This is a genomic window from Streptomyces sp. NPDC088252, assembly GCF_044740965.1.
Classification (GTDB): domain Bacteria; phylum Actinomycetota; class Actinomycetes; order Streptomycetales; family Streptomycetaceae; genus Streptomyces.
Window position 1 is genome coordinate 118182 of record NZ_JBIURS010000002.1, and the last position, 13153, is coordinate 131334.

The window sequence follows — 13153 nt, forward strand, 5'->3', positions numbered from 1 at the left end:
GAGCGGTCGCCCCTCGGTCTCCCCGGCGGAGCCGGGGGACGGATCGCCAGCCGCGATGGCATTCAATCACTTACCAGCAGCCATGCACGACGCCTTGGGACCATTGTCCGTCACGCCAGTGACACACTCGGTGCCGATGGCCAAGAATCACCGCCCCAGTCGACCGGCCGAGAACAGGGACTCCCGCCCCTCTCCCGCCATGGTCCTCGACCGGCTCGCCGCAGCGGCGGGCCGGTCCGCGCGCATCACTCATACGGAGCACTTGCCCCCGCGTACGGGAACCCATGCCATCTGGCCCGATCGCATCCGGCCAGAAGTGATCGCCGCGATCCAGGAGGCGGGAATCGACCACCCCTGGGCGCATCAGGCCGCCGCCGCCGAGCACGCCCTGGACGGCGAATCCGTGATCATCGCCACTGGCACGGCGTCCGGCAAGTCGCTCGCCTACCTCGCCCCGGTCCTCACTGCCCTGCTCGACGGCTCCGCGGCCCCGAACGGCCGAGGCGCGACCGCCCTGTATCTCGCCCCCACCAAGGCCCTGGCCGCCGACCAGAGGCGGGCGGTGAAGGAACTCGCCGCTCCCCTCGGCAACTCCGTCAGGCCTGCGGTCTACGACGGCGACACCCCCGTCGAGGAACGCGAGTGGGTGCGTCAGTACGCCAATTACGTGCTGACCAACCCCGACATGCTGCACCGCGGGATACTCCCGTCCCACCCGCGCTGGTCCTCCTTCCTGCGCGCCCTGCGCTTCGTGGTCATCGACGAGTGCCACACCTACCGGGGTGTCTTCGGCTCCCACGTCGCCCAGGTGGTGCGCCGCCTTCGCCGCCTGTGCGCCCGCTACGGATCGAATCCGGTCTTCCTCCTCGCCTCTGCCACCGCGGCGGAGCCCTCCGTCGCGGCCGGCCGCCTCACCGGTCTCCCGGTCCAGGAGGTCGCCGACGACGCCTCGCCCCGCGGCGAACTGGTCTTCGCCCTGTGGGAGCCGCCCCTGACCGAACTGCACGGCGAGAAGGGCGCGCCCGTCCGCCGTACCGCCACCGCCGAGACCGCCGACCTCCTCACCGATCTGACCGTCCAAGGCGTCCGCTCGGTCGCCTTCGTACGCTCCCGGCGTGGCGCTGAGCTGATCTCCGTCATCGCCAAGGAGCGCCTCGCCGAGGTGGACCGCTCCCTCCCCTCCCGGGTCGCGGCCTACCGAGGGGGCTATCTCCCCGAGGAGCGCCGCGCCCTGGAGCGCGCCCTGCACTCCGGCCGGCTGCTCGGTCTGGCCGCGACCACCGCCCTCGAACTCGGCGTCGACGTCTCCGGTCTGGACGCCGTCGTCATCGCGGGCTATCCCGGCACCAGGGCGTCGCTGTGGCAGCAGGCCGGCCGCGCCGGTCGCTCCGGCCAGGGCGCCCTGGCCGTCCTGGTGGCCCGCGACGACCCGCTGGACACCTTCCTCGTCCATCACCCCGAGGCGCTGTTCCAGCAGCCCGTGGAGTCGACGGTGCTCGACCCGGACAACCCGTACGTCCTCGCCCCGCACCTGTGCGCCGCCGCCGCGGAGCTCCCGCTCACCGAGCCCGATCTGGAGCTCTTCGGCCCGGCCACGGCCGAACTGCTGCCGCAGCTGGAGGCCGCGAAGCTGCTGCGCAAACGGACATCGGGCTGGCACTGGACCCGCCGCGAGCGCGCCGCCGATCTCACCGACATCCGGGGCGAGGGCGGCCGCCCCGTCCAGATCGTCGAGGAAGGCACTGGGCGGCTGCTGGGCACCGTGGACGAATCGGCCGCACACGCCGCCGTTCACGAAGGCGCCGTCCATCTCCACCAGGGCCGCACCTATCTGGTCCGGAAGCTGGATCTGGAGGACTCCGTGGCCCTGGTGGAGGAAGCCGACCCGCCGTACTCGACGACCGCCCGCGACACAACCGCCATCGCCGTGCTGGAGACCGACACCGAGGTCCCATGGGGCGACGGGCGGCTCTGTTACGGCTCCGTGGAGGTCACCAACCAGGTCGTCTCCTTCCTGCGTCGCAGGCTGATCACCGGTGAGGTTCTCGGCGAGACCAAACTGGATCTGCCGCCTCGCACTCTGCGCACGCGCGCCGTGTGGTGGACGGTCACCCCGGACCAACTCGACGCCGCGCGTGTCAACCCGGAGATCCTGGGCGGCGCCCTGCATGCCGCGGAACACGCGTCGATCGGGATGCTGCCGCTCTTCGCCACCTGCGACCGATGGGACATCGGTGGTGTCTCCGTACCTCTGCACCCGGACACCCTGCTGCCCACGGTCTTCGTGTACGACGGCCATCCGGGCGGCGCCGGCTTCGCCGAGCGGGCCTTTCACACCGCCCGTGCATGGCTGACCGCCACCCGTCAGGCCATCGCGTCCTGCGAATGCGAGGCCGGCTGCCCGTCCTGCGTCCAGTCCCCCAAGTGCGGCAACGGCAATGATCCGCTGCACAAACGCGGCGCCGTACGCCTGCTCGGCGAACTCCTCCGATCCGCTCCGCCGGACTCCGGGGGTTCGCCGAACCCTCCGGAACCGTCTAGGGCGGCGGGGCCGCCCCGCTCCGCGGAGCTGCTCCCTCCGGAGCCACCGCAGGCAGCGGCTCCGGAGGGTCGTGAACGGCCACCGGAGGGCCGGCCCGGGATCTGACCGTCGGCTCGTACGGCCCGAAGCGCACGCCGGCCGTCACATCGGCGATCTCACCGCGCACCGTGCACAGAACCACCACCGCCCCCTGTGCCTCGGCGACCTCCTCTGCCGCCCCGCATGCCTCCTCAGGCCCTCGCAGGGCCCGGTCGGCCGCTGCCAGGGCTGCCAGGTCCGCCGCTCCACCGGCCCTGTGCCGGGCGACCACCACCTGCCCGAGCGCCAGCACGACGGCGAACACCGCGCACAACGTCGCCGTGGTCATCGCCACCCACACCGTCGCGAGACCTCCGTCCCGGTCCGGGGCCCGCTCCCGGTCGCGGCCGCACCTCCCTTGCCCGTGCAGCCACCCGCTGACGGTCTTCCGAATGCCCTCTCCCTTCCGCGTCACTGCGTCGTCGCCCCCACCGTGTCCTCGGCGAGCGCCGCCGCGTCCGCATGCAGCGTCAGGGCCAGTGGGCCGAGTCCGGGCATCGGCGCCGACACCCGTACCCGCCACAGCTCCCCGGCTCGCTCCATCGCGACTTCAGCCCCGTCGGGTGCCGCTGAACGGGTGACTTCCAGCGCCTGCGCCTCCGGTTCCGAGCGGGCCGCCGCCCTCGCCCCGGCTCTGGCCGCGTCCACACACCGGATCTGGGCGGAGGCGGCCATCAGAGCCCAGACCAGCGCAAGAGCGAACACCGCCAGCACCGGAACCGCGACGGCCGCCTCCGCCGTCACCGCACCCCGGTCCCCGGACTCGCCCGCGGCACTTCCGCAACCCCCGTCGCACGCCCCGGAACCTTTCCTAGAACTTCGCATCGAGCGCGTCCTTGAGCAGCGACTGCAGCGCGGACATGACCGGCTGGCTGGTGACCACCTTGTAGAGCACCGCCGCGAACGCACAGGCCGCGATCGTCCCCACCGCATATTCGGATGTCGTCATTCCGTTGTCCGACCGGACTCGGCCGACCAGGCTCCGCACCCAGCCCCTGATTCGTTGCACCATTTCGACCCCCGCGAAATCCATAATTCATATGGAATGGATATTTACTGGTGGTTTTCCTTCAGCCGGCGCGAAGCAGACCGGTCGCCAGCCCGATCACCACCGGAGCCACCCCGACCGCCAGGAACGCAGGCAGAAAGCAGACTCCGACCGGTGCGGTGATCAGCACGCCGGCCCGCTGGGCACGTGCCACAGCCGCACTCGCCCGCTCGGCCCGCATCGCCTCGGCCAGCCGCGCCACCGGTTCCGCCGCCGGAGCCCCGGTCGATCCCGCCCGGTCCAGGCAACGGGACAGCGCACCAGCGCCCGGTATGTCCCCGAACCTCCTCCAGGCCACCGCAGGTTCACCACCGAGCCTGATCTCCGCCGCCGTGCGCGCCAGGCGCACGCCGACCGGTCCGCCCAGCGACTCCCCCACTGCCTCCGCCGCCTCCCGGGGGCCGGCTCCGGCAGAGACACAGGCCGCCAGGAGGTCGGCCGCCAGTGGGAGTTGGCGCGCGAACTCCGCCGCCTCCGCCGCCCCGGCCTCCGGTTGACGCCTACACCGGGTCCGCTGCCACCGGCAGACACCGAACGCCCCTGCCAACCCGATCACGCACCCCGGCAGGCCGCCGACCAGGATCACGCCCGCCGCCCCGGCACCCAGGACCGTGATCCATTCCTTCGCCCGCGCCCCGGGCACCGTCCACCCGCGTCGGCGCCGCTCCTGGCCGGTCGACAGCAGCACCGCACCCCGACGCAGTACCGCCCGCCTCCGTCGCCGTCCAGTGAGGGCTAGGGCCAGATACGCGACCGTGCCCAGGACCGCCCACAGAGCCGCCGTGCGGTGGGCGAAGTCTCCGGTGGCGGCGTTCACGCCGTCTCCCCCGCCCGTACGATCCGGCCGGCCCAGCAGAGCCCGGCCGCCTCCAGCGCTCCGCCCACCACCAGACAGACGAGCCCGGCCGGTGTGTGCAGCAGCACCGCCAACGGATCGGCCCCGAGTGCCGCTCCCAGCCCCAGGCCCAGCACCGGCAGCAGCGCCAGCACGGCCACCGTCGACCAGGCACCCGCCAGTTGAGCCCGCAACTCCTCCCGTCTGCGCCGCTCGGACCGCAGTGCGCCCTCCAGGCGGTCCAGGCCCGCGGCGAGCCCGGCCCCGCCGTCCACCGCCACCCGCCAGCAGGCCGCCACCCCGGCAAGCCCGTCCAGACCCGGCTCCCGCGCCGCCTGCCCGAGCGCCGCCGGCACATCGCCACCGAACCGCGCCGCAGCCGACACACCGGCCTCCGCCGTCCCCATCGCCCCGGTCCCGCGGACAGCTACGAGCAACGCCTGCCCCGGCTCCTGCCCGGCCCGCAGCTCACCCACGACGACCCCGCACAGCGACACCACCCCAGCTGCCCCGCGTTCCCGCTCCTGCGTCAGGGCCCGTCTCCGCAGCCACCGCCCCGTCAACGGCACCGCCACCATCCCTGCCAGCAACGGCAGCACGGACTTCCCCAGTACAGCGATGGCCAGTGCCCCCGGCAGGCAGAGCCACTCCCGTCGTCGGCGCAACCGTTGCCGGACCTCTGCCCGAATCCGCTCCCAGCGCGCACGCGACGGAGACTCGACCACCCCGTCGACGAACAGCGCCCGGGCCCCCCGTCGCCGCTGGTCCTGCGCCACCACCAGCCAAGCCGCCACCACGACGGACAGCACCGCCGCGCAACTCGCGCTCTCCGACAGCACCGTCGTCGCACCACCGCTCACAGCGCACCCCCGATCAGCGACCGCAGCCGGTCCCAACCCCGCTCCCGCACGAATCCGTCGGCACCCCAGCTCAACGCCGGTACGGTCACCACCAGCCCGGCCGCATCACGCTCCAGGACCTGCACCTCGGCGATCCGCCGCTGTCCGGTCCGGTCCCGCACGAGATGGACCACCACCGACAGCGCAGCCGCCAACTGACTGTGAAGCGCCGTCCGATCCAGCCCCGCCGCAGTGCCCAATGCCTCAAGGCGGGCCGGAACGTGCTCGGCGGCATTCGCGTGAACCGTCCCGCAGCCGCCCTCGTGGCCCGTGTTCAGGGCGGCCAGCAGCTCGGTGACCTCAGCACCCCTGACCTCTCCGACCACCAGCCGGTCGGGCCGCATGCGCAACGCCTGCCGCACCAGGTCGCGAAGGGTCACCCGCCCCGCCCCCTCCTGGTTGGCGGGGCGCGACTCCAGGCGCACCACGTGCGGGTGATCCGGCCGCAGCTCCGCGGAGTCCTCGGCGAGCACGATTCGCTCACGCTCCCCGACGGCACCCAGCAGACTCGACAGGAGGGTCGTCTTCCCGGCCCCCGTCCCCCCACTGATCAGATACGAGACCCGGGCCTCCACCAGCGCCCCGAGCACCCGGTCACCACCCGGCGGCACGGTCCCCGCCGCGACCAGCTCCGTCAGCGAGAAGGCCCGCGGCCGCACCACCCGCAGCGACAGGCACGTCGAGCCGACGGACACCGGCGGCAGCACCGCATGCATACGGGTGCCGTCCGGCAGCCGAGCGTCCACCCAGGGCCGGGCGTCGTCCAGCCGCCGACCCGCCACGGCCGCCAGCCGTTGCGCCAGCCTGCGCACCGCCGCGGCATCCCGGAAGCTCACCCCGGTGAGTTCGAGCCCGCCGCCCCGGTCCACCCATACCCGGTCCGGTGCGGAAACCAGCACATCCGTCACCGCCGGGTCGGCGAGCAGCGGCTCCAGCACCCCGGTGCCGACCAGTTCGCCGCGCAACTCATCGGCTGCACCGAGCACTTCGGCATCGCCGAGCAGTCGCCCTTGGGCTCGCAGCGCGGCCGCGACCCCGGCCGGGGTCGGGGCGGCGCCGCTCTGCGCCAGCCGCTGCCGTACGGCGTCGAGGAGCGTCTCCGTCACGACGCACCTCCTCCGGCACGTCCGCCCGCACCCTCCGGGACGAGGGCTTGCTCCCAGAACGCCGTACAGAATCTGGCCAGCGGGTCGCGCGCACGGCCGCCGGGCGGCGCGCCATCGTCCTGGTCCGCCAGGAGCCCGCCGTCGACCGGGAGTTCACCGGCGAGCGGCAAGCCGAGCGCCTGCGCCACCCACCGCTCGTCTAGACCCGCCGCGTACGGGCCGCGGACGACCACCCGAAGGTCGTTCAGGACCACCCCGGCCATCGACGCCACCCGTTTCGCCGCCGCGACCGCACGGAGTTCCCCGGGGACCACCAACAGCCCGAGGTCCAGCTGCGAGAGAGCCTCGGCCACCGACTCGTCCACCCGGCGCGGCAGGTCGACGACCACCACCCCGCCGAGCCTGCGCCCGGCGGCCAGCACGGCCTGCATGGCCCGGGGCGGGACGACCACCCAGTCGTCGCGGCCCCAGCTGAGCACCCGCAACCCGTGCAGTGCGGGCAGCGACTCCTCCAGCGCGCGTCCACCGACTCGCCCCTTGGAATGAGCGAAATCCGGCCATCTCATGCCCTCGGCCCGTTCCCCGCCCAGCAGCACATCGATGCCCCCGCCGAGCGGGTCACCGTCGATCAGCATCGTCCGCCGCCCGGCCCTGGCTGCGGTCACCGCGAGGGCGCAGGCCAGTGTGGACGCGCCGGAACCGCCCCGTCCGCCGATCACCCCGACGGTGAGCGCCGGCCGGCCCACGCCTTCCGCCGCGTTGGCGATCTGGTCGACGAGCCAACCTTCCGAATCGGGCAGCCTCAGCACATACTCGGCCCCGATCTCCACGGCGCGACGCCAGACATCCGGAGCGTCCTGGTCCCGGCCGACCAGCATCACGCCGCGCCTGCGCACGGCTCCGCGGCACCGCTGAGCGGCATCGTCCCCCACGAGAACGATCGGCGCCTGCTCCCAACCGCCCCTGCGTTCAGGCAGCGAATGATGAACTTCCGGTTCGGCTCCGGCGGCCGCACACAGCCTCAGCAGATCATCGAGGAGTTCCACATCCTCGGTCACGATCAGCGGTCCACCCTGCCGCGCTTCGGCGATCGGCAGACGATCCCGTGCGATGGAATCAGCCACGATCTCCGCCCCCCTTCTCACTGCACCTTCATCGCGGTTCGCGATGATCTCGGAGCGTTCCGAGATCGGCGATTCCACGACCCGCGGACTTCGCGGCTGGAATCACCGTGCAGCGCTTCGGGAAATCGTGTGGATCTTGCTCGAAAACTGTGGACAACTCCGTCGTTGTGAATATCTCCGTCGCCCATACCGGCGACTTCCGGAGAGCACCCCTTCCGCTACACACCGTGACGGTTCATGATGGCGAGAGCGGGTCGAGAAGTGGGCCGTCACGGCCGAAATGGAGGCAGAATGCCTGATTCCGAACAGCAGAAACGCGTCCGGACATGCGACGACCCCCGCCGGGGGGGAGAGCGGGGGTCGTCCCCACGGCCGACTCGGGGGGGGAGGAGCCGGACCGGGTTAGCACGGTCGCGAACGATCCGTGACTTCCATGGTGTACCCGAGAGCCTTCTCAGGCAAACCCACGCGCCAGAGTTTACGCCGAATGGTGGCCCCCTATGCTCTGCCTTGTGGAAAACCGCTTCTTGCCGCGCACAGCAGCCTTCTTCGACCTGGACAAGACGGTCATTGCGAAGTCTTCGACGCTGACCTTCAGCAAGTCCTTCTACCAAGGCGGACTGATCAACCGCCGCGCTGTACTGCGCACCGCGTACGCACAGTTCGTGTTCCTTGCCGGGGGTGCAGATCACGACCAGATGGAGCGGATGCGGGAATACCTCTCCGCACTCTGCAAGGGCTGGAACGTCCGACAAGTGAAGGAAATCGTCGCCGAGACCCTGCACGATCTGATCGACCCGATCATCTACGACGAAGCAGCGACGCTCATCGAGGAACACCACACCGCCGGACGCGACGTGGTGATCGTCTCGACCTCGGGCGCCGAGGTCGTCGAACCGATCGGCGAGCTGCTCGGCGCCGACCGCGTCGTCGCCACTCGAATGGTCGTCGGGGAGGACGGCTGTTTCACCGGTGAAGTGGAGTACTACGCGTACGGGCCGACGAAGGCCGAGGCGATCAAGGCGCTCGCGGTATCGGAGGGATACGACCTGTCGCGCTGCTACGCCTACAGCGATTCCGCGACCGATGTACCGATGCTGGAGTCGGTCGGACACCCGCACGCGGTCAATCCGGACCGTGCGCTGCGGCGCGAAGCGACCCTCCGCGAGTGGCCGATTCTCGTCTTCGACCGACCGGTCCGACTCAAGCAACGACTGCCCTCGTTCTCGCTGCCACCGCGCCCCGCCCTGGTCGCAGCGGCAGCGGTGGGCGCGGCGGCCGTCACAGCGGGACTCGTCTGGTACACCTCCCGCCGCCGCTCCACCACCTCCTCGCTCTGAAGCCGGGGCCGAACGATGCTCTCCGAACGCATCCTTCCTCGCCCCTCTCTCCGCGGCCGCCCGACCAACGAACACCCCAGCCGATCGGCCCCGTTCGCCCACCAGACCCATTTGCCCAACTCGCCCGTAATTGAACCTAAAAGTAAAGAAGTGTGGCCAGCACTACCGCTCACCCCGGGGCTGGAGTACAAAGGACTCAACGGCCCGCGAGACCAAGGACATCCGAGAGGATTACCTGTAACGCAGAGAAGGCCCCACGGACCGAGCATGAAAACCGAGCACCCACGCGACGTCGACCCGTCGATTACGGGCCAGCCGCACCAGGGAACGGGCAAAGTCCCCGACCTGATGGGCACATATCGAGGACGCATGGTAACTGGGTAGACATGCCAGCGGCGGTACCGAGGACGGTACCGCCGCAACCCTTTTACGGGGCCGAGAAGTTACTTGGATGAAGTTATCGCGGTGGAGTTACGAACCCGAGCCGGGGATCCGGAGTCACAGCGACGAAGTCACGCCGACGGAGCCCATGCGCCACAGGCCCGCCCCATCGCGGCACGTCGGCGTCCCACCGCCCCATCAGGCGGCGCCGCGCTGAAGGGCCTCGCACACTGCCGTCGATTCCCTGACACCCAGCTCCACGGCGCGCCCGCAGTGCGCGATCCAGGCCGCCATCCCGGCCGGCGTCCCCGAAAGGTAGCCGTCGAACGCCGCCAGATACGCTGCGCGGCCCTGTTCGGCGTGGCCCACCTCGGCCGGGCAGATCGATTTGGGGTCGAGCCCGCTCCCGATCAGCACGATCCGCTCGGCGGTCCGAGCAACGAGGCCGTTGTACGAGCCGAAGGGGCGCAGGGCCAGTAGTTCACCGTGCACGACCGCCGCCGTCACCAGTGCGGGCGCCGCAGTACCCGAGAGGATCAATCCGGAGAGCCCTTCCAGCCTCCCGGCCACTTCGTCGGCGTCCGGCAGCGGCGCTTCGATCAGCGGCTCGTCGACGGGTTCGCCCGCCAGCCGTGGCCGGCCGACAGCTTCCTCGGGCTCCGCGCCACCGGCCGCAACCAGATGCAGACGCGCGAGGACGCGCAGCGGCGACTGCCGCCAGATGGAAAGAAGTTGACCCGCTTCGGCGGTCAGCCTCAGGGCGGCCCCGATCACATGCGCCTCGCCGTCGCCGCTGAAATCGGTGCGCCGACGTACCTCCTCCAGGTTCCAGTCGGCACCGGACAGCGCCGCCGAGCCACGGGCGCCGCGCAGGGCCGCTTCCGCGGTGACCTCGTTGCTGCGGCGCCGCATGACGCGGTGACCGTAGACCCGGTCGACGGCCTTGCGTACGGAGTCCACCGCATCGGCGACTCCCGGCAGAGCGCCCAGGGTGGCAAGCGGATCAGAGGCAGTCGTACTCATAAGTAGGGAGGCTACGCGTCCCTCACTCGGATACCGCCCGGGAGTGGCCATCTTCACGAAGTGTGACAGCAGTCCGCACTTGCACCGCTACCCTAGGTGAACATGAAGATCGCTTTCGTAGGGAAGGGCGGCAGCGGCAAGACCACGCTGTCCTCGCTCTTCATCCGCCACCTTGCCGCCAATGAAGCCCATGTCGTCGCGGTGGACGCCGACATCAACCAGCACCTCGGAGCCGCACTCGGTCTCGATGACCAGGAGGCCGCGGCACTGCCCGCCATGGGGGCCCAGCTACCGCTGATCAAGGAGTATCTGCGTGGCAGCAACCCCCGTATCGCCTCCGTCGAGACGATGATCAAAACGACTCCGCCCGGCGAGGGCTCGCGGCTGCTGAGGGTCCGCGAGGACAACCCGATCTACGACGCGTGCGCCCGCGCGGTCCGGCTCGACGACGGGGAGATCCGGCTGATGGCCACCGGCCCGTTCACGGAGTCGGACCTGGGCGTGGCCTGCTACCACTCCAAGGTCGGTGCGGTCGAGCTCTGCCTCAACCATCTCGTCGACGGCCCGGACGACTATGTCGTCGTCGACATGACAGCGGGCTCGGACTCCTTCGCTTCCGGGATGTTCACCCGCTTCGACATGACGTTCCTGGTCGCGGAGCCCACCCGTAAGGGTGTTTCGGTCTACCGCCAGTACAAGGAGTACGCGCGGGACTACGGGGTCGCACTGAAGGTCATCGGCAACAAGGTGCAGGGCGAGGACGATCTGGACTTCCTGCGTGCCGAGGTGGGGGACGACCTGTTGGTCAGCGTCGGGCACTCCGACTGGGTCCGCGCGATGGAGAAAGGCAGGCCCGACCGTTTCGAACTGCTGGAGGCGGACAACCGGATGGCCCTGCAAGCGCTGCAGAACGCGGCGGAGGATTCGTACGAGCAACGGGACTGGGAGCGCTACACACGACAGATGGTGCACTTCCATCTGAAGAACGCGGAGAGCTGGGGCAACGAGAAGACGGGTGCCGATCTGGCTGCCCAGGTCGACCCGGCCTTCGTGCTCGACGAACGGTTCGCCCAGGACAGCGCCGCTCAGCCTGCTTGATCGGCCGGCGCCCCGGCCTGGAGCACGCGCTCTTCCCGCCGGGGTGCCGTTGCGCCTTCGCCTGCCGGTCACGGCCGAAAGGCGCGCTACCCAGCCGCCTTGCGCAACCGCCGGACGGTCCCGACCGGGCTGACCAAGCGCGCGGTCGGCGAGCCCGGTCGACAGGCACGCCAGGAGAGCGCGCCCGGAGAGTGATGTCAATCAGCTAGCTAGCGGCCGGCCTGATCCGTGCCGGACTCCGCGTGAGCCTTGCCGACGCCCGATGCCTTGCCCACATCCGACGCGGTGCCGGAATCCGACTCCCTGCCGGATTCCGCCCCCGCGTTCCCGGCTTCGCCGAGGAACTCCGCCCAGCCCTTCGCCGGAGCCTGTCCGACATCAAGTGTTCCGAGCTTCGCCAGCGTTGCCGGGTCCTGTGCGTCCAGCCAGTCGGCCAGCTGCCGGAAGGAAACGCAGCGGACGCCCTTCTTGGTGCAGACCGTCGCGATGGTCTCCTCGACGGCGCGCATGTATGTGCCACCGTTCCAGGATTCGAAGTGGTTGCCGATGATCAGCGGAGCGCGGTTTCCTTCGTACGCGCGGTCGAAGGCCTGGATCAAGCCGTCACGCATCTGCTTGCCCCAGTAGGCGTGCCGGCTCGGATCGCCCTGGGTCGTACCGGACTGGTTGAACATGAAGTTGTAGTCCATCGAGAGGGTCTCGAACTCGCGCCCCGGCACCGGGACGAGCTGCATCGACAGGTCCCAGATGCCCTCTTTCTTCTTCGGCCAGACCTGGTTGTCGACGCCGCTGGAGTCGTATCGGAACCCCATCGTCCGTGCTGCGGCCACCATGTTCTTCCGCCCTTCCAGACAAGGGGTGCGGCCGCCGACGAGTTCCTTGTCGTAGTCGAAGGGAAGCGGCTTCTCACCTCTGAGGCCGGGGTCGTTGGTCTTCCAGCTCCTCACAAAGGACTTGGCCTGGTCGATCTCGCTCTTCCACTGATCGACGGACCAGGTGCCGACGCCTCCCTCGGGGCCGCAGAAGTGGCCGTTGAAGTGGGTGCCGATCTCGTCGCCGTCCTCCCAGGCACCCCGCACCTGGGTGATGGTGTTCCGGATCCCCTCGGTGTCGTTGAAGCCGATGTCGGAGCTGCCGGCGTTGTGCTTCGGCGGGTCGTAGAGCTCGCGTTTGTCTTCGGGCAGCAGGTAGACGCCACTGAGGAAGTACGTCATGTTCGCGTGGTATTTCCTGCCCACCTCGCGGAAGTGCGAGAACAGCTTCTGGCTGTCCTCTCCGGCGCCGTCCCACGAGAACACCACGAACTGCGGCGGCTTCCGGCCGGGCGCCAGGCGCTGTGCCACAGGCTGCTTCGGCTGGATTCCCGTGAAGGCCGTGGAGCCGTCGCCAATGAGCCGGAACGGGCTCTTGGGCGCGACTTGAGGGTTCTTCTTCCGCGCCCCGGCGTCCCTCTTCGCGGCGCCGGGCCCGGCGGCTCCGACGACGGGATCCGGACCGGAGGAGCAGCCGGCCATTCCCGCGATCAGCGCAACGACCATGACGCCCAGGGCAACCCGTCCGGCGGCGATTCCCTTCGTGACACCCCTCGTGACAGCCAGCATCCGCCCGCCCTCTTCCTCGCAGGTGACTTGCGTTGAAATATCCCGACCCGCGCGGCCAAGGTCGCACACGGTTTTACA

Annotated in this window: 12 protein-coding genes; 3 read left to right on the top strand and 9 right to left on the bottom strand. The window is 70.3% G+C overall.

The window, feature by feature from the left end:
• The first annotated feature begins 55 nt into the window (after nt 1-55).
• Entirely contained in the window at nt 56-2647 is a 2592-nt protein-coding gene (locus ACIOHC_RS04280; protein ID WP_365692923.1) for a DEAD/DEAH box helicase, read from the top strand.
• On the opposite strand, the gene ACIOHC_RS04285 is transcribed toward ACIOHC_RS04280, so the two are convergent.
• The 7 genes from ACIOHC_RS04285 to ssd form a co-directional block, all read right to left on the bottom strand.
• Nucleotides 2538-2909, bottom strand: a complete 372-nt coding sequence (locus tag ACIOHC_RS04285) for an Rv3654c family TadE-like protein (RefSeq protein WP_389636170.1) — start codon at nt 2907-2909, stop codon at nt 2538-2540. The two genes, ACIOHC_RS04280 and ACIOHC_RS04285, sit on opposite strands and share 110 nt — an antisense overlap.
• A 122-nt stretch (nt 2910-3031) precedes the next feature.
• A complete protein-coding gene (locus ACIOHC_RS04290) occupies nt 3032-3364 on the bottom strand; it encodes a TadE family type IV pilus minor pilin (RefSeq protein ID WP_389636169.1) in 333 nt (110 codons plus the stop codon).
• 67 nt (nt 3365-3431) lie between these two features.
• Nucleotides 3432-3653, bottom strand: a complete 222-nt coding sequence (locus ACIOHC_RS04295; protein WP_389636168.1) for a DUF4244 domain-containing protein — start codon at nt 3651-3653, stop codon at nt 3432-3434.
• Nucleotides 3654-3690: 37 nt separating this feature from the next.
• Complete coding sequence (locus ACIOHC_RS04300; RefSeq protein WP_389636167.1) at nt 3691-4485, bottom strand: type II secretion system F family protein; 795 nt, start codon at nt 4483-4485, stop codon at nt 3691-3693.
• Nucleotides 4482-5363, bottom strand: coding sequence for a type II secretion system F family protein (locus ACIOHC_RS04305; protein ID WP_389636166.1), 882 nt, complete (start codon nt 5361-5363; stop codon nt 4482-4484). Before ACIOHC_RS04305 ends, ACIOHC_RS04300 begins: the two co-directional genes overlap by 4 nt.
• Complete coding sequence (locus tag ACIOHC_RS04310; RefSeq protein WP_351076991.1) at nt 5360-6508, bottom strand: TadA family conjugal transfer-associated ATPase; 1149 nt, start codon at nt 6506-6508, stop codon at nt 5360-5362. Before ACIOHC_RS04310 ends, ACIOHC_RS04305 begins: the two co-directional genes overlap by 4 nt.
• Nucleotides 6505-7566, bottom strand: coding sequence for a septum site-determining protein Ssd (gene ssd, locus ACIOHC_RS04315; RefSeq protein WP_365692939.1), 1062 nt, complete (start codon nt 7564-7566; stop codon nt 6505-6507). Before ssd ends, ACIOHC_RS04310 begins: the two co-directional genes overlap by 4 nt.
• Before the next feature lie 566 nt (nt 7567-8132).
• Here ssd and ACIOHC_RS04320 point away from each other — a divergent pair.
• Nucleotides 8133-8972, top strand: coding sequence for an HAD-IB family hydrolase (locus ACIOHC_RS04320; RefSeq protein WP_351076993.1), 840 nt, complete (start codon nt 8133-8135; stop codon nt 8970-8972).
• Between the two features lie 579 nt (nt 8973-9551).
• On the opposite strand, the gene ACIOHC_RS04325 is transcribed toward ACIOHC_RS04320, so the two are convergent.
• Entirely contained in the window at nt 9552-10376 is an 825-nt protein-coding gene (locus tag ACIOHC_RS04325; protein WP_351076995.1) for an oxidoreductase, read from the bottom strand.
• A gap of 102 nt (nt 10377-10478) precedes the next feature.
• Between ACIOHC_RS04325 and ACIOHC_RS04330 the strand changes: the two genes are divergently transcribed.
• Complete coding sequence (locus ACIOHC_RS04330; RefSeq protein ID WP_351076996.1) at nt 10479-11474, top strand: ATP-binding protein; 996 nt, start codon at nt 10479-10481, stop codon at nt 11472-11474.
• Nucleotides 11475-11683: 209 nt separating this feature from the next.
• Here ACIOHC_RS04330 and ACIOHC_RS04335 read toward each other — a convergent pair whose 3' ends face one another.
• Complete coding sequence (locus ACIOHC_RS04335) at nt 11684-13075, bottom strand: hypothetical protein (RefSeq protein ID WP_351076998.1); 1392 nt, start codon at nt 13073-13075, stop codon at nt 11684-11686.
• Nucleotides 13076-13153 lie beyond the last annotated feature (78 nt).